Raw genomic sequence first — 20,233 nt, 5'->3', positions numbered from 1 at the left:
ATATTGCTTTTTAGAAATTACAAGCATTGTTGCGTAATTTTGTCCTGGACAAGAATATCACGCTGCCGGCACGGTCCGGCGCCGCGTCCCGGCCTGTGCTAAGGTTGCGCTTTTCTCCATCGAGCATGAGCCTTCCCAGCCCCTACATCGGCCGTTTCGCCCCCTCGCCCACCGGCCCCCTGCACGCCGGTTCGCTGGTGGCGGCCCTGGCCAGCTACCTGGACGCGCGTGCCAACGGCGGCGCCTGGCTGATCCGCATCGAGGACATCGACGAGGGCCGCGCCGTGCCCGGCGCCGCCGAGACCATCCTCGCTCAGCTCGACTGGCTGGGCATGCAGTCGGACGGCGGGATCGTCTGGCAGAGCCGGCGCAAGGACCTGTACCAGGCCGCGCGCGAACGCATCGCGGATTACGTGTACGGCTGCGGCTGCAACCGCAGGGAGATCGCCGATTCGCGCCTGGGCGTGGGACCGGACGGCGCCGCCATCTATCCCGGCACCTGCCGCCTTGGCCTGGCGCCGGGCCGCGAGGCGCGCAGCCTGCGCCTGCGGGTGCCGGAACCGGGAGAAGACCTGATCGGCTTCCAGGACCGCTTCGCCGGCTGGCAGGAGCAGCGGCTGGCGCTGGAATCGGGGGATTTCGTGCTCAAGCGTGCCGACGGCTACTGGGCCTATCAGCTGGCCGTGGTGGTGGACGATGCGGAGCAGGGCGTGACCGACGTCGTGCGCGGCGCCGACCTGCTCGATTCGACCCCACGCCAGATCTACCTGCAGCGCCTGCTGGGCGTGTCGACGCCGCGCTACCTGCACGTGCCGGTGGTGCGCAATGCCAGCGGCGAGAAACTGTCCAAGCAGACCGGTGCGCTGGCCGTCCTGCCGGGTAACGAAGAGGCCGCCGTCGCGGCCCTGCAACAAGCCGCCGGCTTCCTCGGCCTGCGCCTGGCTGGGCCGGGCGCTTCCCGGCCCGCTTCCCTGGCCGCGTTCTGGCAAGAGGCGGTCCCGGCCTGGGCCAAGCTGCTTGCCGAACGCGGCGCCCTGCTTACCGGCTAGCCGGAATGCCGGCTAACGCTGCCAGCAGCTTTCCCAACGCCGCCTGCGGCCCATCCACATGAGGCTGGCCAGGCCACCCGCCAGCATCGCCCACTCGGCCGGTTCCGGCACCGGTGCGGCCACCACGAAGCCACGGATCTCGCCAGCCGGATGCGAGGTCGTATGGATGTTGACGTAGGCTTCGTTGGCATTGATGCCGTTCACGAAGGCGGTCGCCGCGCCGGACACCGTGCCGCCATTCGCCGCCAGGAAGGCCGGGTCATAGGTCGCGGTGTCGTACAGCGAGAAGGTCTTCGTGTAGGTGCCGTCCTTGACGCCGGTCGGGAAATCGGTGAACGGCAAGGCCACCGGCGAAGTGCCGGTGAAGGCGGTGGTGGTGCAGCAGTGGATGTGGGCCTCGGTCGAGTCGCCGACCAGGCCGCTGAACGGCACGTCGACCGTCAAGTTGGTGCCGGCGAACTCGAGCGTCACCATGCTGCTGCCCGGCGAAGCGTTGGGCGGACTTTCGGCCGGGCCGCTGGCGGTCGCCTTGTAGGTCTGGGCGAAAGCCGGGGTGGCCAGCCCCGCCGTCGCTGCCAGTGCTAGAACAGACAGAACTTGTTTCATGGATACCTCCTGTTGAACAGAGTCTCTGCAACGCACCCCGTCCTGGGATGCGCTCAAAAACTTAGCACCGGAGCTTGGCCGGGACTCGCACCGTACGGCTGAGATAGTGCCCATGAGCGACTGAATCCCGGAAATTCAGTAATTATGTGATACAGAAATTTTGATCCTCCTCTCATTTTTGTATCATGTCTGGCGTGCGCCTACTTGCGCCTACTTGCGCTTCATGCTGATGCTGCCGTCCGGTTCCAGGAAGGCGCATTGCATCTCATGGCGGGCGCAGTCGGCCGAGCGCAGCGCCCTCGACCCGCGCCTCCTCCCAGCGAATGCCCACGGATGAGAGGGTGGTAGTGACGAGTGCGCGGTTTGATTGTTCGCCAGGGAACGAAGCGGATCAGCAGGCTGGCGTCACCACCCGCACCACCGTCTCGCAATAGTCGCGAAAGCCCATGCGCAGATAGAGCCCGTGCGCCGCCTCGTTGGCCCGCATCACGTGCAGGAAGGGCGTCTCGCCGCGCAGCAGCTGGCGCCGGATCAGCTTCAGCATCAGGCGCCGCGCGTAGCCGCGGCCCTGGGCATCGGGATGCGTGCAGACGCCGCTGATCTCGCGCAGCCCGGGCGCGGCCATGCGCTCGCCGGCCATCGCGATCAGCTTGCCGCCGTCGACATGGCCGAAGTACTCGCCCAGCTCGATGGTGCGCGGGCCGAAGGGACCGGGACGGGTGAGCCGGGCCAGCGCCAGCGCCTGCTCCGCATGCGCTTTCCCGAGCGGGATGGCATCCGGCGCTTCGTCGCGCTCCGGCATGACGCCGTCCCAGACCATGCGGTACATGGTCGACTCGGCCTCGATGCGCCAGCCCGCGGGCGCCGGGCCGGACCAGGCGTCGCAGTAGAAGTGTTCGCCGGCTTCGCAGAAGGGCGCCAGCGCCGCGAAGTCCGGCTGCCGCGGGTCGGGAAAGCCGACGATCGGCGAGAACCCGGGGGCATAGCGCCTGGCCGTCCCGGTGCCGGCCGACAGGTGGGCGTGCATGCCGCTCAGGGTGTTCCAGAAGATGTTGTCGAGCAGGTGGTCCATGCCGGGCATTCTACGCCTCGATGCGGGCGTGCAGCAGGCTGCGGTTCAGGCGCACGTAGGCATCCAGCAGATCGGTCTTGTGGACGGTGCCGAGCAGTTCCGGATCGCCTGGCGCGCGCACGATCGGCAGGCGTTCGCCGTGGTGGCGCATGAACTGGCGCAGGGCTTCGTCCAGGCCCATGCCGGCGTCCAGCAGCGGCAGCGCATCCCGGCGGGCCATCGTGCTGCAGGGCTGGCTCGCCAGCAGCGGATCCTGGAAGCGCGGCGCGATCTCGTGCAGGGCCACCGTGCCGCGGTAGCGCCCGGCGCCGTCGACCAGGTAGACGTACTTGACGTTGTGCTGGCCGAACAGTTCGGCGGCGGCGGACAGCGGCGCGGTGTCGGGCAGCACCGTCTCGGCGGGGCGGATCAGTTCCGCGATGCGCATGGTGCGCAGCCGTTCGCGCTCCTCGGCTTCGGCCAGGCGCTGGGCCGTGATCTCGTACATCGAGGCGCCCCCTAGCGCGCGCGCCACCGCGTAGGCCACCACGCAGGCCAGCATCAGCGGCAGCATGAGCTGGTAGCTGAGGGTCATCTCGAAGATCATCAGGATCGCCATCAGCGGCGCGCTGGCGGCCGCCGCCAGGGTCGCGCCCATGCCGACCGCGACATAGGCGGCGGGCAGCGCGGCGGCGCCGGGCCACAGGGCCTGCAGCGCCAGCGCGAACAGGTAGCCGACCGTGGCGCCCACGAACAGGGTCGGCGTGAAGATACCGCCGACGGCGCCGGAGCCGCAGGTCAGGCAGGTGGCCAGCACCTTGCAGACCAGTACCAGCAGCACGCCCTGCCAGAGCCAGGGCTGGTGCAGCAGCGAGTTCACCACGCTGTAGCCGTTGCCCCAGACTTGCGGCACCCACAGCGAGATCGCGCCGACCCCGAGGCCGCCGAGCGCGAGCCGCAGCGGCAGCGGCAGCCTGGATGCCTGGAACAGGCCGCGGGTGCGCTGGAGGGCGCCGAGGAAGCCCGGCGCCACCAGCCCGGCGAGCACGCCCAGCACCACGAAGGCGAGCATCTCGGTACCGGCGATCGGCGCGAAGGCCGGCATCTCGTAGGTCGGGTGGTAGCCGGGCAGGTGGCGCATGGTGATGTTCGAGACCACCGCCGCCACCATGATCGGGCCCAGGCTTTCCATGGCGATCGCGCCGAGCACGATTTCGGTGACGAAGAAGGCGCTGGCGATCGGCGCGTTATAGGCCGCGGCAATGCCGGCCGCGGCGCCGCAGGCCACCAGCAGGCGCAGGCGCATCGTGTTCAGGCGCAGTGCGCGCCCGCTCAGGGACGCCGACAGCGCCGCCAGCTGGATCATCGAGCCTTCGCGGCCGATCGAACCGCCGGAGGCGATCGACAGCAGCGAGGACAGGCCGTTGACGAGGGTGAGGCGGATCGGCACCCGGCCGTCGCCGATCGCCACGATCTCCATGTAGTCCGGGCGGCGTTGCGAGGGCAGGCGGCGGCCGAGGGCGAGCAGGGAGCCGGCCAGCAGTCCGCCCGCGCAGGGCAGCAGCAGCCGGGTATGCCAGGGCAGGGAAGCGGCGATCTCGACGAAGGAACCGGAGCGGCCGTAGAGCAGTTCCTGCATCAGGACCAGGCCTTCGCGGAACACCACCGTGGCCAGGGCGCCGACGAAGCCGACCAGGGCCGCCAGCAGGAGCAGGGAGTTCTTGCCGAGCAGCTCGCGCAGCCGGCCGCCGAGGCGTTCGCCCCGGCCGGCGTCAGGCGCCTGCACCGGCCTGCCCGGGATGGCGCTCCTCCCACGCCTTCAAGGCCCGCTCGTAGTTCTCGAGCGCGATCTGGTACATGTCGAACACGCAGTTGACGCAGCCGGTGCCGCAGCAGTCTTCGAGCTCGGGCTCTTTCGGCGGCAGCGGGCGCGGATCCGTTTCGGGCGAGGGGGCGGCGCTCACGATTCCTTCCCGCCGTTGAGGATCCGCTGGATCTCTTCGCGCTCCTTCTTGCTGACGTGGCCGCGCAGGGCGGCCAGCACCAGCGCCTTGCCGGAGCCGGAAAAGGCTTTCACGATCAATTCGCTGACCAGGCTGGTCTGCAGGGCGTCCTGCGGCTGGGCCGGCGAATACACGTGGGCGCGCTGGCTTTCGTCGCGCAGCAGCAGGCCCTTGGCATGCATCAGCTGCAGCAGGCGCAGCACCGTGGCGGCCGTCATGTCGGGACGGTCGGTGGCTAGCGCCTCGTGCACCTGTTTGGCCGTGGACGGGCCGGTTTGCCACAGGATGCGCAGCAGTTCCAGTTCGGACGGTGTCGGTTTGGGTGGGGCGGGATGCGACATGCGTTGCAGCATACCCGCTCCCGCCGTGAAAGTCACTCGGTGAGCTGGTATTCGCGCAGCGAGAACCTCATCCTGCCGTCCTGCTTCACGCAGACGCCCGTCATGGTTTCGCCCGGGCGCAGGGTGAAGCTGAGGCGGGTGCCCGGCTGCTTCGCGGCGCAGTCGGCGTGGGCACTGTCCGGCACCGGCGGCAGCTTCGGCGGCGGCGGCGGGGACGGCGGAGCCGGAACGTCGGGCGGCGCCGGCACGGCCGGGATCGCGGGCATGGCCGGCATGGCGGGCGCGTACGCGCTCGCATCGCCGGGTACGGGCGGGGCCGGTGGTGCCGGCGGTCCCGGCGGGCGCGGCGGTTTCGGCGGCTTGGGCGGCGGCGGGCAGTTGGCGCCCTTGGCATCGCAGTTGACGTAGACATGGACGTCGGCCACGGCGGCACCGGCGACGCCGGAGAGCAGGGCGAACGTCAGGATGGCGGCGGTATGTTTCATCTTCTTCTCCTCAGGCTGGAACCCGTCCGGGGCGGCGGGCCATATGTGCATGGTGCATTGCGAATGTGGAGAAAAAATGAAGAAGGCTATAAATCGAAGCGGTAGCCGAGTCCGTAGATCGCATGGATGGCTTCCACGCCCGGCAGCGCCGCGTCCAGCTTGCGCCGCAGGTTCTTGACGTGGCTGTCGATGGCGCGGTCGGCCACCTCGAGGCTGGCATTGCCCTCGCGCGCGGCGTCGAGCAGCTGGGCGCGCGAAAACACCTGGCCGGGCCGCCGCGCCAGCGCCGCCAGGATGCCGTATTCGGTGGGCGTCAGCTCCAGCGGCCGGCCATGGATGCGGATCCGGCGCGCGGCGGTGTCGACGGCGATCGCCGGCACCGCGGGCACGGAAGCCGGGCCTGCGCGGCGCAGGATCGCCTTGATGCGGGCCATCAGCTCGCGCGGGCTGAAGGGTTTGCACAGGTAGTCGTCGGCGCCGAGTTCGAGGCCCAGCAGGCGGTCGATCTCCTCGACGCGCGCGGTCACCATCACGACCGGCACGCTGGAGAAGGCGCGCACTTCGCGGCATACCGACAGGCCGTCCAGGCCGGGCAGCATCAGGTCCAGCACCACCAGCGCGGGCGGCTGGCGCCGGATCGCCTCCAGGGCCAGGGCGCCGTCGCCGAACACGGTGGGCCGGTAGCCGGCGGCCAGCGCGTAGTCGGCCACCAGCGCCGCCAGTTCGGGTTCGTCCTCGACGATGAAGATGTCGGCGCTCATGGATGCTCGCAATGGAAGTCGTAACCAAGGGGAATCGTGACGGTGGCGCGCAGGCCGCCGAGTGGAGAATGGGCGAAGGACAGCTGCGCGCCCTGGGCTTCCAGCAGGCGGCGGCACAGGGCCAGGCCGAGGCCGGCGCCGCCGTGCGCGCGGCTGCGCGAGGCGTCGACGCGGTAGAAGCGCTGCGCCAGGCGATCGAGGGCATCGTCCGGCACGCCGGGCGCGCTGTCGTCCAGGTGCAGGCGCAGCAGGGCGCCGGCGCTTTCCGCGCTCAGTGCCACGCGGCCGCCGGCGGCCGTATAGCGCAGGCTGTTCTCGAACAGGTTGTCGAACACCTGGCGCATGCGGTCCGGATCGGCCATGGCCTGCGCGCGTGGCGGCGCCTGGCCCAGTTCGAGCGCCAGGCCGGCGGCCTGCAGCCGCGCATCGAAGCTTTGGGCCTGGGCGCAGGCCAGCTGCCAGACGTCGAGGCGCTCGGGCTTGACGTCGAGGGCCTTGATGTCGGCGCGCGCCAGCGCATACAGCTCGTCGATCAGCTTGTTCAGGGCCAGCACCTGGCGCAGCATGGCGTCGAGGGTGGCCGGCGTGGCGCTGCGAACGCCGTCCTGGATCGCCTCGAGCTGGGCGCGCAGCACGGCCAGCGGGGTGCGCAGCTCGTGCGAGGTATCGGCCACCCACTGGCGGCGCGCGCTTTCGGCGCGGTCCAGCTGCTCGGCCAGGGTATTGAAGTGGCGCGCCAGTTCGCCCAGCTCGTCGCTGCGCCCTGCCGGCAGGCGGACGTCGAAGCGGCCCTCGGCCAGCATGCCGGCGCCGCCCGCCAGTTCTCGGATCGGGCCGCGGAAGTGGCGCGCCAGCAGGATCGCCGCCAGCGCCGAGAAGGCGACCGCGAAGCCGACGATCCACCACAGGCTGGCGCTCAGCTGCTGCAGGAAGGCGAGCGCCATGGCGTCGCTCGGACGGGGACTGCGCGCCACGCCCAGGTAGCCGGCCGTGCGGCCGTCCACCTCGACCGGACGGCGCGCCAGCGGAATCGCATCCGGCATGCGCCCGGCCAGGTAGCGGCCGTCGGCGTCGAGCAGGGTGATGCGCTCGGGCAGCGGGGCATCCACCCCGGCATCCGCGGCGAGGGCCGGGCCGACGCGCGGGGCGGCCAGGGGCGGCATCGGCGCCGGTGCCGCCGGTGGCGAGGGCGGTGCCGGCGGCGCGGGTGGGGAGAGGAGGGAAGTCGGCGCCGGCCGCGCGGCCTTGGCCGGTACCGCGGCCGGCACGGCTGGTGTTGCCGGAGCAGGCGGTGCGGCCGGCGGCGCCAGGGCTGCGGCTTCGCGTTCGCGCTGCAGGCGTTCCAGCTCGCGCGCGATCCACTGGCGCCGGCCGTCCGGCGCGGGCAGGAAGCGCCAGTCGCCGTGGCCGCGGTACTGGCGTGCCAGCGCGCCGGACAGCTCGTCGAGGCGATCGAGTTCGATCCCGACGGCGTAATCGCCAAAGCCCGCCAGCACGTTCTGGCGCAGCAGATAGACGGCACCCGCCGCCACCGCGAGGATCGCGAGCAGGACGGAGGCGAACAGGCGATGGCCGATCGAGATTTTCAAGGCGTTAAAAAAGGTTGGCGACAGTTCATTCTAAGGCAAGCATCAATCCCCGTCGTCCCCGCTTTCGCGGGAATGGCGAGTCGTCGGATTCGATTGACGGCAAACCACCCGCTCATTAGCATCGATGAGCCGCTACCTGGTGAAGATTGACGCGGCACAGGCCGCACGCCATTGAAGCCGGGCCTGCCCGCGCACGCGTGACAAAGCACGCATTTTCGGACAGTGGAATTTGTTACTGTGCCAGTCGTTCAATTTGACCATGACGGGGGAATGATGAAGCGGATCGTTGGCTTGCTCTTGATGATGTGCCTGATGGCAGCGTGCAGCGATCCGGACCAGGGTCCGCCACTGGGTCCGTTCGCGGCCATCACCAAGAAGGAAACCGATCCGGCCTTCGACATCGTGCCGCCGTCCTCGCGGAGCCCGGCCGCCTTTACTTTCACCAGCAGTAACGCCGCGGTCGCCACCATCGCCGGCACCCTGGTGACCATCAAGGGCCCGGGCGAGACCACGATCACCGCCTCCCAGCCGAGCATCGGCAGCTTTGGCCCGACCTCGGCGAGCACCACGCTCACCGTCAGCAAGGTCGATTGCGGCGCCGGCAGCGCGGTCGTCAACGGCGCCTGCGCCGTGGTGCCGACCTGCGTCGCGCCGGCAGTCCTGAGCAACAACCAGTGCGTCCCGCCGACGTCGGGCGCTGCCGTGGTGCATTTCGGCGGCTTTGCCTGGATGGGCGTGAGCAACGTCGACAACTTCAGCAATGCGGGCAATTTCTGCACCACCTCCACGATCGGCGGCGCGACCGGATGGAAGCTGCCGACCGCGGACCAGCTGATCGCCCTGCAGCAGTCCGGCGTCCTCGCCGGGCAGGGCTGGAGCCTTGGCGCCACCTGGTCGTCGACCATGCCCACGAGTTCAACGACCGCAAGCCACATGGTGGTCGACCTGTCCACCGGCGCGGCGACCGACCGGCCCGACGTCGGCATCGCCTACGTCAGCTGCGTGCGCTGAACGGACCAGCCGCAACAAATAGTGCATTGTGACAATTGGCGTAATTTAAGCGGCATGTATTTGCTATCGTGACGGGCTGTTCAGTAACTCCGCCCAGCCCTTCATGATCTTCCAGCATCGCCGTCTCGCCGCCGCCGTCCACCTCGCCTTGTCGACCCTGCCGGCCGCCGCGCTGGCCCAGACCGCGGTCCAGCCGGCCATATCGACGCAGACTGCGGCCGAACCTGTGCCCGCCAAGGAGGCGCCACCGAAAAAGGACGGCAAGATCTCGACCGTCGAGGTGAAGGGCGCGGCCAGCGACTACGATCCGCGCCGCGACGACACGGCCAGCAAGACCGTCATGAACGCGGAGGAGATCCGCAAGTACGGCGACGACAATATCTACGACGTCCTCAAACGCGCGCCCGGCGTGACCGTGACCGGCAAGACCCTGCGCATGCGCGGCCTGGGCGCCGGCTACACCCAGATCCTGGTCAACGGCGACCGTCCGCCGCCAGGCTTCAACATGGATGCGCTGACGCCCGACCAGATCGAGCGCATCGAGATCATCCGCGCCGCCAGCGCCGAGTATTCGACGCAGGCGATCGCCGGCACCATCAACATCGTGCTGAAGAAGGTGACCTCGAAGGCGGTGCACGACCTGCGCCTGTCAGGCTTCCGTTCGCAGCAAAGCCGTAACGCGAACGTCGGCATGAACCTGGCCGACAAGATCGACAAGCTCTCGTATTTCACCTACATCGGCCTGTACGGCGGCGACAACGACAATCATTCGACCGGCAGCGAGCTGTTCACGCTGCCGTCCGGGCAGGTGACGCAATCGCGCACCTCGCGCTACGACGGTGGCGGCAGCTACCGCGGCGCCGTGCTGTCCCCGCGCCTGAACTGGAAGTTCCCGGATGGCGACGAGCTGAACCTGTCGGGCATGGTGCATGCGAACCGCATGAACTGGGGCGGACGCAGCCTGAACGACAACCTGGTCGGCAGCTTCGGCAATCCGGACTATGTCGAGACCCTGAGCGCGACGCCGTCGGGTGGCTGGATGGGACAGATGGAGCTAGGCTGGATCGCGAAGATCGCCGGCGGCAAGCTGGACCTCAAGGTATCGGGCGAGCGCAGCCGCAACTACAGCGATTCGCTGACCGACCTGTACACCGCCGGTCACGCCGGGAGCCTGCTGCGCGATTGGGACACCGTCAATCGTGGCCGCCGCACCAGCCTGCGCGGCAAGTACACGCGCTCGCTGTTCGACGGCCACTCGCTGGCGGCCGGCCTGGATACGAGCGTGCAGGCCAGCGACGAAGTCCGCAACCGCAACGACCGCCTGAACCAGGACGCACCGACCCACACCATCGAGACCTTCGAACCGAAGATCACGCGCCTGGCCGGCTTCGTGCAGGACGAGTGGAGCATCGACAAGCAGCTCTCGGTCTACCTCGGTGCGCGCTGGGAAGGCGTGCAGACCGACAGCGAAGCTAACGAGCCGGGCACCGGCAAACTGTCGACGAAGTCGCGCAACCACGTGCTGAGCCCCGTGGCCCAGACCCTGTACAAATTCCCCGGCGACAGCGGACGCCAGCTGCGCCTGGCCCTGACCCGCACGTATAAAGCGCCGGAGGTCGGGCAGCTCACCGCGCGCCGCTTCGAAACCCCGGTCAACACCCGTTTCGACGCCGACTCCGGCGGCAATCCGGACCTGCGTCCCGAACTGGCGAACGGCATCGACCTCACCTACGAGCACTTCCTGAAGGACGGCGCGATGTTCTCGGCGAGCGTGTCGCGGCGCGCCATCTCGGACTATATCCGTACCCGCCTTGACCTCGATGCGGACGGACGCTGGGTCTACCGCCCGGTCAACGACGGCGACGCGCTGGTGCGCTCGCTGCAGCTGGAAGCCAAGGCCCCCGGCAAGCTGCTGGCCGCCGCCCTCGGCGGCTTCGACCTGCGCGCAAGCTTCAGCCGCAACTGGTCGCACGTTTCTGCCGTGCCCGGCCCCGGCAACCGCCTCGACGGCCAGACCCCGATGTCGGCCACCGCAGGTATCGACTACCGCAAGGGCGACCTGACCATGGGCAGCAGCCTGTCCTGGCAGAAGGGCGGCTGGGTGCGCATCTCCGACGGCCAGTTCCAGTACCAGCAGTCGCGCCGCGACCTCGACGCCTACCTGCTGTACAAGTTCAATCCGCGCTACCAGCTGCGACTGTCGGCCAACAACATCCTCGGCCAGGACAGCGCCTCGGACCGATACTACCGGGATGTATCGGGCACCTCGCGCCAGACCAGCTTCAATCCGGCGTCCGTGCGAGTGGGGGTGAATCTCGAGGTGAAGCTGTGAACGAAACGGCGGCGCCGCAGGACTCCCGCTGGATCGCCCGGCGCGCGGGCTGGTGCGTCATCGGACTCGGCATCGCCGACCTGGCCTACGGGGTCCTGTTTGCCCCGCCGGGCATGATCAATTTCAGGATCATCGGCATCCTGGCCGGACTCCTGATCCTGTTCGGCGGCCTGAAGGTGCATGCCGTCGTGCGCTGGCTGGCGCTGCTGGTGATCGGCGGAATGCTGCTCGGGCTGGTCCTGCCTTTCGTCGTCGTCCCCGCCAGCCTGACGCTCACCCAGATCCGCCTGTACCCGATTCCGTTCGCCCTGAGCTGCATTCCATGGCTGCTCTGGATGGCGATGATGGGCATCGCGGCGGGCGCCCTGAGTCACCCCTTGCTGCTTGCGGCACGCGCACGCGCCGGCCGGCCCGTGCACAGCGCGCGCATCCCGCTGGTCATCGGCATCGTCCTCGCGGCGGGCGCCGCCGTGGTCCAGGTGCGCGTCCTGGACGGCGAAGCCGGCCGGAAGGCCAGCCGGCTGGTCGCGGAGCGCCTGGGCCCGGGATACCGGTACTACACCCAGACGCTGCAGTACACGAAGCCGATCACGGCGGCGTCCGCGAAGCCGACGGTGGTGTCCGCGACGGTCCAGGCGTGGAACGAGCGCGAAGTGCTGAACGTTCCCGTCAGGTGGGAAGAGTAGGACGAAAAGTCAGCTTGATGGCACGTGATTGGCCCCGCCGCACGTGACAAAGCGCGCATTTCGCGCCGCCGCGCCCTGATAAGCTTGTCCGGATTCCAGGCTGATAAGGATAGGGACATCATGGGCATTTCGCTGGCGTGGGTCGCGGTCAAGGGACTCGATGCGGACACCATCCTGGCCAGGCTCGACCTGGCGCCGACGGGGAGAGACTGCGACATCCTCGAGACCGATATCGCCGCGCATCCCCTGGCCGGCGGCGCCCAGATGGTCGCGGCCCTCGACTGCGCGCACCGCATCATCGAGGCCGACAGCATGGCCCGGCTGTCGGCGGGCTGCGAAGCGCTGGCCTGCTCGGTCGAGGAGCACGTGTCCTGGGCGATGTCCGAACTGTGGCGGGACGGCAGGCGGATCTGGCAGGTCTATTTTGCCGGCAGCGAAGACCCGTACGAGTTCGGCCACGAAGGCGAGCTGCCGCCGCGCTTCCAGGAACTGCTGGCGAACGTCACGCCGGACGACAGCGAGGACCTGGACGGCTACTTCTTGGCGGACATCCCCTTGATCCTCGCGAAGGAGTTCGGCGGCTTCCACTACGCCGAGACCGACCCCGCATTCGATGCGGTCCCGTTCCAGGAGCTGAAGGACCTGTGGGCCAGGCCGAAGACCGGCTGGTGGAAAAAGCTGTGGGCCTGAGCGCCCGATACAGCGCTCAGTACACGTCGCGCCGGTAGCGGCCCTCGGCGCCCAGCTGCTCGAGCAGCTCCTGGCCGAGAATGCCGCCAAGCGCGTCGTGCACGCCGCCCGCCATGCCCTGCAGGCTGCCGCACACATAGATCGCCGCGCCGCGTTCGATCCACTCGCGCACGAAAGGCGCCTGGGCGCGCAGCGCGTCCTGCACGTACAGGCGCGCCTGCTGGTCGCGCGAAAACGCCAGGTCGAGCTTCTGTAGCCAGCCGGATTCGCGCCAGCCTTCCAGTTCGCCGCGCAGCAGGAAGTCGTGGGYGTTGTTGCGCTCTCCGAACAGCAGCCAGTTTTCCCTCACGCCGAGCTTGACGCGGGCGCGCAGCAGGCCGCGCAGGCCGGCCAGGCCGCTGCCGTTGCCGATCAGGAGCATGGGCCGGCGCGCGTTGTCGCCGAGGCGGAAGCGCGCGTGTTCGCGGATGCGCAGGCGGATCGCATCGCTGGACGCCGCGCTTTCGCACAGCCAGCCGGAAGCGGCGCCGGGGCTGCCGTCCTCGTGCCTTTGCAGGCGCACCAGCAGTTCCAGGCGGCCGTCGGATGGGATGGACGCAATCGAGTATTCGCGCGGGTGTCCGGGGTCGGCCGGGGCGCTGACCTGGGCCAGGTCGCCGGCTTCCCAGGCGGGCAACTGGCCGTCCACGGGCGCCAGCGCCAGGCGGTACAGGGGAGCGCCCAGGCTGCCCGGATTCAGCAGCTCGCGTTCGGTGATGCGCCAGTCGGCGTAGGCCGGCGCTTCCCAGTCGGGGGCGTCGATGGTGCCGGCCAGGCGGCCGAGGTGGTGCTGCCAGTCTTCCAGCGCCTTCGCGGCGCCGCGGTCGACCTCGATGCGGTCGAACAGCGGCGTGGCGCCGGCCTGCGCCAGCCAGGCGTCGAGGGCGCGGCCGAAGCCGCAGAAGTTGGCGTAGCTGCGGTCGCCCAGGGCCAGCACGGCGTAGTGCAGGTGGGGCAGATCGACGCCCTCGGCCATCAGGCGGGCGGCGAAACGGGCGGCGGTGTCGGGGGCGTCGCCTTCGCCGTAGGTGCTGGCGATGAACAGGATGCGCGTCGCGCCGCGCAGGCCGGCTTCGTCGAGGCTGGAGATGCAGGCCGCGCGCGCCGCCAGGCCGCCGGTGGCGAGCAGCTCGGCGCTGCGGCGCGCGAGGACTTCGGCGCTGCCGGTCTGGCTCGCGTAGACAACCAGCCAATCGGCCGGCGCGGCGCTTGCCCTGGTGCGGGCGCGGGCCGCGCGGAAATACGCGGCGCACATCGCCAGGTAGCCGCTGGACAGCAGCAGGGCGCTGCCCCAGCGCAGCGGTTCGATCGTCATCATGTTCATTGCAGCAGCGCGCGCCAGGCCGGTGTGTCGATTTCGCGCAGGCCCTCGTCGGTGCGCAGCAGGAAGCGGGCCGCCAGGCCGCGCTGTTCGGCGTAGGGCAGGCCGGCCGCAAGGCCCATCACGGTCAGCGCCGTCGAGAGGGCGTCGGCCGCGATGCAGGTCGGCGCCAGCACCGTCACCGAGGCGACGCCGTTGTCGATCGGGACGCCGGTGCGCGGATCCAGGGTGTGCGAGGCGCGCCGGCGCGCATGGTGAAAGTAACGGCGATAATCGCCGGACGTGGCGACCGCCAGCCCGTGCAGCGCCACCACCGACTGCGCTACGGTTGCGCCGGCGGTGTCGGTATCGGGCACGCCTTCCAGCTCGACCCACCAGGGCTGGCCATCGGCCTTGACGCCGGCGCCGCGCAGTTCTCCGCCGACTTCGACCAGGTAGTGGCGCACGCCCAGCGCTTGCAGGCGCTGCGCCAGGCAGTCGACCGCGTAGCCTTTCGCCACCGAGGACAGGTCGAGGATGGCGCCGCCGGGCTGGTACAGGCGCCGGCCTTCGCGGTCGAGCCGCGGCCGCTGGTCCTGGCGCCGGGCGATCACGGCGGCCACCGCTTCGTGGCCCGGGGCGTAGAAGCCGGCCTGGTCGTAGCGGCCGGTCGGGCCGAAGCCCCACAGGTTCACCAGCGCGCCCGCGGCCGGGTCGTAGGCGCCGCCGCTGTCCTCATGCACCGACAGCGCGTAGTCCATCACCGCGAAGAATTGCGGCGGCAGCGGATGCCAGCTGCCCGCCGGCGCGCGGTTGTAGCGCGACAGCAGGGAGCCGCCGTCCCAGTGGCTCATCTGCGCGACGATCTCGTCCAGCTCCTGCTGCAGGACGCCCCGCAATTCGGCATCGACGCCGGGAGGCAGCAGCATCCGCGCCGACCAGTCGGTGCCCATCGAGGTCCCGGCCAGCCCGTGCGGGCGGCTGCCGGCTTCGGGCAGGAGCGGATCGATGTCCAGCGGAACGAGAACGGCGCGCATGCTGGACCGCTTACTCCGGCAGGACTTCGAGGGTCGCCGAGTAGCTGTAGCGCTTGGCGTCCGCCGGGCCTTCCGCGCCCGGGCCGCGTGGCGCATTCGCCGGCTCAGTTGCCGGATACTTGGCGCTGAGCCAGTACATGTTCGGCGCCGGCAGCGTGAAGCTGGCTTCGCCCTTGGCGTCGGTGCTCAGGCGCGCTTCGTTGATCGTGCCGCGGTACTTGACGCCGCCGGGGATCAGGCTGAAGGGGAAGTTCGGCAGCGGCTTGCCGTCCAGCTGGAAGCGGAAGGTGGCTTTCTCTCCGGCGCGCAGCTCGGTCGGATTGGTGACGGCCACCATTTCGAGGCCGGTGCCCAGCGGCTTGAGGGCGCCGTTGCTCGGCTTGTTCAGGGTGACGAAGGTGTCCTGGCGCTGGACCATGGTGGTGCGCTTGACCTCGGTGGCGCCGGCCGGGATCTCCTTGTCCGCCGTCTGTTCGGTGGCGCGGAAGCGCTTCATCTCGCCGTTCAGCTTGTAGCTGCCCATGACGTTGGTCGCGGCCAGGGTGACGCGGTAGGTGCCGTCCTTCGGCAGCTTGAGGTCGACGCTGGAGCGGAACTTGCCGACCGTGGCGGCCGGGGCGGGCGCGGTCTGGCCGTCCGGATCGGTGACGGTCAGGCCATCCATGCGCAGCGGCATGTGGTCGACGTTGAACAGGCCTTCCGAGACGGCGCCGTCGATCGTGACCCAGGCTTCGCGCTCGGTCTCGATGAAGGTGCTGGTCGGCAGCATCCACGGGCGGTGGGCCTGGGCGGCGCAGGCGATGCCGGCGAGGGCGGCGGCGATGACGAACTGTTTCATGAATCGGGCTTGCATGCTGCCTCCTTATTGGACCGAGATCGATACCGCGCCCAGCTCTTCCTTGCCCGAGCTGCTCGCGGCCAGTTTGCCCTTGGCGGGCCAGGTGAAGGGCACGCGCACCAGTTCGCGGCCGCCGGCTTCGCGCGCGGCCTCGATGACCAGCTTGTAGTCGCCGGCCGGCAGCTTGTCCAGGCCGGCCCTGGCGGTCGAGAAGTTCATGGTCTGCAGGCCTGCCGGGCGGGTCGCGCCGGACACGCCATCCATCGGCAGCTCGACGTCGCGGCCGGCCTTGCGCCACCAGGTGCGCAGGTCCTTGACCCATTTGGTGCCGGCGTTGTCCTTCTTCTTGACGTCGTACAGCACCGCCAGGGGCGAGGCCACGCCCTGGTCGGCGCGCTCGATCCAGATCGCTACATAGGGCTTGTGGTACTCGGCCACGTTCAGCTGCGGCAGTTCGAACTTGACGGTCAGGTCGGCGGCCATCGCGCCGTTCGATACCAGGGGCAGAGCCAGCGGCAGCGTCAGCGCGAGCGATCGGGACAGTTTCATGGACTTTCTTTCGTAGTTGGTAGGAAGCAAACTCAGTGAACGAACAGCAGGGCCAGCACGATCGGCAGGACGATGCCGAAGCCGATCACCGGCCAGGTCGAGGGCCGGTTGGCGGCGTGGTATTTCAGGATCAGGAAACCGGTGATGCAGAACACCAGGCAGGCGCCGGCGAAAATGTCGATGAACCAGCTCCACACGGCGCCGGCGTTGCGGCCCTTGTGCATGTCGTTGAGCCAGGAGATCCAGCCGCGGTCGGTCTTCTCGTATTCGGCCTGGCCGTCGACGCCGATGCGCAGCCAGGCGTCGCCGCCCGGGCGGGGCAGGGCGACGTAGGCGTCCTCTTCGCTCCATTCGGCGTCCAGGCCGCGCACGTCGACCGGGAAGGACTGGTTGGCCCAGCGTGCCACCTCATCCGGCAGCGGCAGCTTGGCGTCGGCATGGCTTTCGGCGAAGGCTGCCAGGCGTTCGCGCAGCGGGGCCGGCAGCGCGGCTTTCTGGCGCGTGACCTGCGGCTTCGCCTCGATCTGCGAGGCGTGGTTCAGTGTGAAGCCGGTGATGCTGAACAGGAGCATCGCCATCAGGCAGATGGCGGAACTGATCCAGTGCCATTGGTGCAGCTGGCGCAGCCAGACTGCGCGGCCGGGGCCGGGAAGGGAGGCGGATGGCTGGCTGGATTGAGGAGAGCTGGTCGTATGCATGGGCAAATGATAACGATTATCATTTAGCTGGTCAACTCGGCCGCTGAGATGGCACACTCGATGCCACACAGTAACAAATAAAAACAACTCTCCTCGCTGTCGTGCTGGGCCGCTTGCGTTACAATGTCGTGCGCAAATTGGCAGCACGCGGCGATGATCTGCTGCATTGATCCACCGCAAATGTCCCGCTTGTAGAGTCCTTCCCCCACAACTTGAGTAGTAAGTGCGATCCGCTAACCGGTCAGGCCGTGTCGCGGAAGGTTAGACTAACCCGCCCCAAACTCGCGAAGCGCGAAGAAAGGTGAGCAAGAATGATGCAACAATACGAAGCCAACTCGTATCTGTTCGGCGGTAATGCGCCGTACGTTGAAGAGTTGTACGAAGCATATTTGAACAACCCGGGCTCGGTGCCGGACAACTGGCGCGCCTATTTCGACGCGATGCAGCACATGCCCGCCGTCGACGGTACCGCCAAGCCGGACGTGGATCACTCCTCCGTGATTGCCTCCTTCGCCGAACGTGCCAAGCAAGGTCCGATCCGCACCGTCAGCGCCTCCCCGGATGCCGAACTCGGCCGCAAGCGCGTGTCGGTCACCCAGCTGATCGCCGCCTACCGCTACCTCGGTTCCCGCTGGGCCAACCTGGACCCGCTGCAGCGCCAGGAGCGCCCGCCGATCCCGGAACTGGACCCCGCCTTCTACGGTTTCACCGAAGCCGACCTCGACACCAAATTCAACATCAGCAACACCTACTTCGGCAAGGAAGACGCATCGCTGCGCGACCTGCTGAACATGTTGCGCGATACCTACTGCCGTTCGATCGGCGCTGAGTTCATGTACGTCAGCGACCCGACCGAGAAGCGCTGGCTGCAGGAAAAGCTGGAATCGCTCCGTTCGACCCCGAGCTTCACCGCAGAAAAGAAAAAGCACATCCTCGAGCGCCTCACCGCGGCCGAAGGCCTGGAGCGTTATCTTCACACCAAGTATGTCGGCGCCAAGCGTTTCTCGCTGGAAGGCGGCGAGTCCTTCATCGCCTCGATGGACGAAGTCATCCAGCGCGCCGGTGAGCAGGGCGTGCAGGAAATCGTGATCGGCATGGCCCACCGCGGCCGCCTGAACGTGCTGGTCAACACCCTGGGCAAGGCCCCGTCCGAGCTGTTCGAAGAATTCGAAGGCAAGCACGCCGACGACCTGCCGGCAGGCGACGTGAAATACCACCAGGGCTTCTCGAGCGACATCTCGACCCCGGGCGGCCCGGTCCACCTGTCGCTGGCGTTCAACCCGTCGCACCTGGAAATCGTGAATCCGGTCGTGGAAGGCTCCGTCAAGGCGCGCATGGAACGCCGCGGCGACCGCAAGGGCAAGGAAGTGCTGCCGATCCTGGTGCACGGCGACGCCGCATTCGCCGGCCAGGGCGTGGTCATGGAAACCCTGAACCTGGCCCAGACCCGCGGCTACGGCACCGGCGGTACCGTCCACATCGTCATCAACAACCAGATCGGTTTCACCACCTCGGACCCGCGCGACGCCCGTTCGACCATCTATTGCACCGACGTGGTCAAGATGATCGAAGCACCGGTGCTGCACGTGAACGCCGACGATCCGGAAGCCGTCGTGCTGGCCACCCAGATCGCGATGGACTACCGCACCGAGTTCCATAAGGACGTCGTGGTCGACATCGTCTGCTACCGCAAGCTGGGCCACAACGAGCAGGATACCCCGGCCCTGACCCAGCCGCTGATGTACAAGAAGATCGCCAAGCACCCGGGCACCCGCAAGATGTACGCGGACAAGCTGGCTGCGCAGGGCACCATCGCCGCGGACGGCGGCGACCAGCTGGTGGCCGAGTACCGCAACGCCATGGACGCCGGCAAGCACACCATCGATCCGGTCCTGACCGACTTCAAGAACAAGTACGCCGTCGACTGGGCGCCGTTCCTGAACAAGAAGTGGACCGACGCCGCCGACACCGCCGTGCCGCTGACCGAGCTGAAGCGCCTGTCGCAGCGCATCACCACCGTGCCGGAAAACTTCAAGCTGCACTCGCTGGTCGAGAAGGTGCTGGGCGACCGCGCCAAGATGGGCCAGGGCGAGATGAACCTCGACTGGGGCATGGGCGAACACCTGGCTTACGCTTCGCTGCTGTCGTCGGGCTACGCCGTCCGCCTGTCGGGCCAGGACGCCGGCCGCGGCACCTTCGTGCACCGCCACGCCGTGCTGCACGACCAGAACCGCGAGCGCTGGGACCAGGGCATCTACCTGCCGCTGGCAAACGTGTCGGACAACCAGGCCAACTTCACCGTCATCGACTCCGTGCTGTCGGAAGAAGCGGTGCTGGGCTTCGAATACGGCTACTCGACCGCCGAGCCGAACACCCTGACCATCTGGGAAGGCCAGTTCGGCGACTTCGTCAACGGTGCCCAGGTCGTGATCGACCAGTTCATCGCGTCGGGCGAAGTCAAGTGGGGCCGCGCCTCGGGCCTGGTGCTGATGCTGCCGCACGGCTACGAAGGCCAGGGTCCGGAGCACTCGTCGGCACGCATCGAGCGCTTCCTGCAGCTGTGCGCAGACCACAACATGCAGGTCGTGCAGCCGACCACCGCCGCCCAGATCTTCCACCTGCTGCGCCGCCAGATGGTGCGCCAGTTCCGCAAGCCGCTGGTGATCTTCACGCCGAAGTCGCTGCTGCGTAACAAGGACGCCGGCTCGCCGCTGACCGACCTGGCCAAGGGCGGCTTCCAGACCGTGATCGGCGAACTGGACGACAAGATCGACGCCAACAAGGTCAAGCGCGTGCTGGTCTGCTCGGGCAAGGTCTACTACGACCTGGTCAACACCCGCAAGACCCGCAATGCGAACGACACCGCGATCGTGCGTATCGAGCAGCTGTATCCGTTCCCGCACAAGGCTTTCGTCGCCGAACTGAAGAAGTTCCCGAACGCGACCGAAGTGGTGTGGGYMCAGGACGAGCCGCAGAACCAGGGYCCRTGGTTCCAGATCCAGCACAACCTCTTCGAAAGCATGGAGTCGGGCCAGCGCCTGTCGTACGCCGGCCGTCCGGCTTCCGCGTCGCCTGCCGTCGGTTACGCCGACAAGCACGTGGCGCAGCAGAAGGAACTGCTGGAAACCGCGTTTTCGAAGCTCAAGGGCTTCATTTTGACCAAGTAAT

The 20,233-nt window shown here is 68.4% G+C and carries 19 protein-coding genes; 6 read left to right on the top strand and 13 right to left on the bottom strand.

All coding sequences use genetic code 11. The features are described from left to right. Positions 1 to 125: 125 nt before the first annotated feature. The gene (gene gluQRS / locus AB4Z32_RS11280; RefSeq protein WP_442121931.1) at positions 126 to 1,049 is read left to right on the top strand and encodes a tRNA glutamyl-Q(34) synthetase GluQRS; all 924 of its coding nucleotides are present in this window, start codon (positions 126 to 128) and stop codon (positions 1,047 to 1,049) included. Between the two features lie 12 nt (positions 1,050 to 1,061). On the opposite strand, the gene AB4Z32_RS11275 is transcribed toward gluQRS, so the two are convergent. The 8 genes from AB4Z32_RS11275 to AB4Z32_RS11240 form a co-directional block, all read right to left on the bottom strand. Continuing rightward, positions 1,062 to 1,655, bottom strand: coding sequence for a CHRD domain-containing protein (locus tag AB4Z32_RS11275; RefSeq protein ID WP_442121930.1), 594 nt, complete (start codon positions 1,653 to 1,655; stop codon positions 1,062 to 1,064). Positions 1,656 to 2,046: 391 nt separating this feature from the next. Beyond that, positions 2,047 to 2,727 carry a GNAT family N-acetyltransferase gene (locus AB4Z32_RS11270; protein WP_442121929.1) on the bottom strand — a complete coding sequence of 227 codons (681 nt, stop codon included), beginning with the start codon at positions 2,725 to 2,727 and terminating at the stop codon, positions 2,047 to 2,049. A gap of 10 nt (positions 2,728 to 2,737) precedes the next feature. Beyond that, positions 2,738 to 4,492 carry a ClcB-like voltage-gated chloride channel protein gene (locus AB4Z32_RS11265; RefSeq protein WP_442121928.1) on the bottom strand — a complete coding sequence of 585 codons (1,755 nt, stop codon included), beginning with the start codon at positions 4,490 to 4,492 and terminating at the stop codon, positions 2,738 to 2,740. Then, positions 4,479 to 4,670, bottom strand: coding sequence for an oxidoreductase-like domain-containing protein (locus AB4Z32_RS11260; protein WP_442121927.1), 192 nt, complete (start codon positions 4,668 to 4,670; stop codon positions 4,479 to 4,481). Before AB4Z32_RS11260 ends, AB4Z32_RS11265 begins: the two co-directional genes overlap by 14 nt. Further along, on the bottom strand, positions 4,667 to 5,062 hold the full coding sequence (locus AB4Z32_RS11255; RefSeq protein ID WP_442121926.1) for a BlaI/MecI/CopY family transcriptional regulator: 396 nt from the start codon (positions 5,060 to 5,062) through the stop codon (positions 4,667 to 4,669). The genes AB4Z32_RS11260 and AB4Z32_RS11255 overlap by 4 nt, the downstream gene beginning before the upstream one ends. Positions 5,063 to 5,082: 20 nt before the next feature. Continuing rightward, positions 5,083 to 5,535, bottom strand: coding sequence for a hypothetical protein (locus AB4Z32_RS11250; RefSeq protein ID WP_442121925.1), 453 nt, complete (start codon positions 5,533 to 5,535; stop codon positions 5,083 to 5,085). A gap of 86 nt (positions 5,536 to 5,621) precedes the next feature. Then, positions 5,622 to 6,296: a response regulator gene (locus tag AB4Z32_RS11245; protein WP_442121924.1), complete on the bottom strand. Its 675-nt coding sequence runs from the start codon at positions 6,294 to 6,296 to the stop codon at positions 5,622 to 5,624. Then, positions 6,293 to 7,885: an ATP-binding protein gene (locus AB4Z32_RS11240; protein WP_442121923.1), complete on the bottom strand. Its 1,593-nt coding sequence runs from the start codon at positions 7,883 to 7,885 to the stop codon at positions 6,293 to 6,295. Before AB4Z32_RS11240 ends, AB4Z32_RS11245 begins: the two co-directional genes overlap by 4 nt. A 270-nt stretch (positions 7,886 to 8,155) precedes the next feature. Between AB4Z32_RS11240 and AB4Z32_RS11235 the strand changes: the two genes are divergently transcribed. From AB4Z32_RS11235 to AB4Z32_RS11220, 4 genes are all read left to right on the top strand, one after another. Continuing rightward, positions 8,156 to 8,896 (top strand): hypothetical protein, encoded by a 741-nt coding sequence (locus tag AB4Z32_RS11235; protein WP_442121922.1) that lies wholly within the window; start codon positions 8,156 to 8,158, stop codon positions 8,894 to 8,896. Between the two features lie 103 nt (positions 8,897 to 8,999). Continuing rightward, a complete protein-coding gene (locus AB4Z32_RS11230) occupies positions 9,000 to 11,228 on the top strand; it encodes a TonB-dependent receptor plug domain-containing protein (protein WP_442121921.1) in 2,229 nt (742 codons plus the stop codon). A 113-nt stretch (positions 11,229 to 11,341) separates the two neighbouring features. Beyond that, positions 11,342 to 11,914, top strand: coding sequence for a hypothetical protein (locus AB4Z32_RS11225; RefSeq protein WP_442121920.1), 573 nt, complete (start codon positions 11,342 to 11,344; stop codon positions 11,912 to 11,914). Positions 11,915 to 12,034: 120 nt separating this feature from the next. Beyond that, positions 12,035 to 12,604 (top strand): hypothetical protein, encoded by a 570-nt coding sequence (locus AB4Z32_RS11220; protein ID WP_442121919.1) that lies wholly within the window; start codon positions 12,035 to 12,037, stop codon positions 12,602 to 12,604. Positions 12,605 to 12,620: 16 nt separating this feature from the next. Here AB4Z32_RS11220 and AB4Z32_RS11215 read toward each other — a convergent pair whose 3' ends face one another. Genes AB4Z32_RS11215 through AB4Z32_RS11195 form a run of 5 tightly spaced genes read right to left on the bottom strand, consistent with a single transcriptional unit; the run spans position 12,621 to position 17,065 of the window. Continuing rightward, complete coding sequence (locus AB4Z32_RS11215) at positions 12,621 to 13,961, bottom strand: sulfite reductase subunit alpha (protein ID WP_442121918.1); 1,341 nt, start codon at positions 13,959 to 13,961, stop codon at positions 12,621 to 12,623. Positions 13,962 to 13,963: 2 nt separating this feature from the next. Then, the gene (locus tag AB4Z32_RS11210) at positions 13,964 to 14,980 is read right to left on the bottom strand and encodes an FAD:protein FMN transferase (protein WP_442121917.1); all 1,017 of its coding nucleotides are present in this window, start codon (positions 14,978 to 14,980) and stop codon (positions 13,964 to 13,966) included. 10 nt (positions 14,981 to 14,990) lie between these two features. Beyond that, a complete protein-coding gene (locus AB4Z32_RS11205) occupies positions 14,991 to 15,833 on the bottom strand; it encodes a DUF4198 domain-containing protein (protein ID WP_442121916.1) in 843 nt (280 codons plus the stop codon). A 9-nt stretch (positions 15,834 to 15,842) separates the two neighbouring features. Continuing rightward, positions 15,843 to 16,367 carry a DUF2271 domain-containing protein gene (locus AB4Z32_RS11200; RefSeq protein WP_442121915.1) on the bottom strand — a complete coding sequence of 175 codons (525 nt, stop codon included), beginning with the start codon at positions 16,365 to 16,367 and terminating at the stop codon, positions 15,843 to 15,845. Between the two features lie 32 nt (positions 16,368 to 16,399). Further along, positions 16,400 to 17,065, bottom strand: a complete 666-nt coding sequence (locus AB4Z32_RS11195) for a PepSY-associated TM helix domain-containing protein (protein ID WP_442121914.1) — start codon at positions 17,063 to 17,065, stop codon at positions 16,400 to 16,402. A gap of 311 nt (positions 17,066 to 17,376) precedes the next feature. Between AB4Z32_RS11195 and AB4Z32_RS11190 the strand changes: the two genes are divergently transcribed. Next, the gene (locus tag AB4Z32_RS11190; RefSeq protein ID WP_442121913.1) at positions 17,377 to 20,232 is read left to right on the top strand and encodes a 2-oxoglutarate dehydrogenase E1 component; all 2,856 of its coding nucleotides are present in this window, start codon (positions 17,377 to 17,379) and stop codon (positions 20,230 to 20,232) included. Position 20,233 lies beyond the last annotated feature (1 nt).

The organism is Massilia sp. 2TAF26 (assembly GCF_052115005.1).
Lineage (GTDB): Bacteria > Pseudomonadota > Gammaproteobacteria > Burkholderiales > Burkholderiaceae_D > Telluria.
The sequence above is the reverse complement of the archived record's forward strand: the minus strand, read 5'-3'. Positions and strand labels throughout refer to the sequence as shown.

Bases quoted from the DNA above. Each gene is read 5' to 3' on its own strand.
- gluQRS (WP_442121931.1), top strand. From the start codon at position 126: ATGAGCCTTCCCAGCCCCTACATCGGCCGTTTCGCCCCCTCGCCCACC.
- AB4Z32_RS11275 (WP_442121930.1), bottom strand. From the start codon at position 1,655: ATGAAACAAGTTCTGTCTGTTCTAGCACTGGCAGCGACGGCGGGGCTG.
- AB4Z32_RS11270 (WP_442121929.1), bottom strand. From the start codon at position 2,727: ATGGACCACCTGCTCGACAACATCTTCTGGAACACCCTGAGCGGCATG.
- AB4Z32_RS11255 (WP_442121926.1), bottom strand. From the start codon at position 5,062: ATGCTGCAACGCATGTCGCATCCCGCCCCACCCAAACCGACACCGTCC.
- AB4Z32_RS11250 (WP_442121925.1), bottom strand. From the start codon at position 5,535: ATGAAACATACCGCCGCCATCCTGACGTTCGCCCTGCTCTCCGGCGTC.
- AB4Z32_RS11245 (WP_442121924.1), bottom strand. From the start codon at position 6,296: ATGAGCGCCGACATCTTCATCGTCGAGGACGAACCCGAACTGGCGGCG.
- AB4Z32_RS11235 (WP_442121922.1), top strand. From the start codon at position 8,156: ATGATGAAGCGGATCGTTGGCTTGCTCTTGATGATGTGCCTGATGGCA.
- AB4Z32_RS11230 (WP_442121921.1), top strand. From the start codon at position 9,000: ATGATCTTCCAGCATCGCCGTCTCGCCGCCGCCGTCCACCTCGCCTTG.
- AB4Z32_RS11225 (WP_442121920.1), top strand. From the start codon at position 11,342: ATGATCAATTTCAGGATCATCGGCATCCTGGCCGGACTCCTGATCCTG.
- AB4Z32_RS11220 (WP_442121919.1), top strand. From the start codon at position 12,035: ATGGGCATTTCGCTGGCGTGGGTCGCGGTCAAGGGACTCGATGCGGAC.
- AB4Z32_RS11210 (WP_442121917.1), bottom strand. From the start codon at position 14,980: ATGCGCGCCGTTCTCGTTCCGCTGGACATCGATCCGCTCCTGCCCGAA.
- AB4Z32_RS11205 (WP_442121916.1), bottom strand. From the start codon at position 15,833: ATGCAAGCCCGATTCATGAAACAGTTCGTCATCGCCGCCGCCCTCGCC.
- AB4Z32_RS11200 (WP_442121915.1), bottom strand. From the start codon at position 16,367: ATGAAACTGTCCCGATCGCTCGCGCTGACGCTGCCGCTGGCTCTGCCC.
- AB4Z32_RS11195 (WP_442121914.1), bottom strand. From the start codon at position 17,065: ATGCATACGACCAGCTCTCCTCAATCCAGCCAGCCATCCGCCTCCCTT.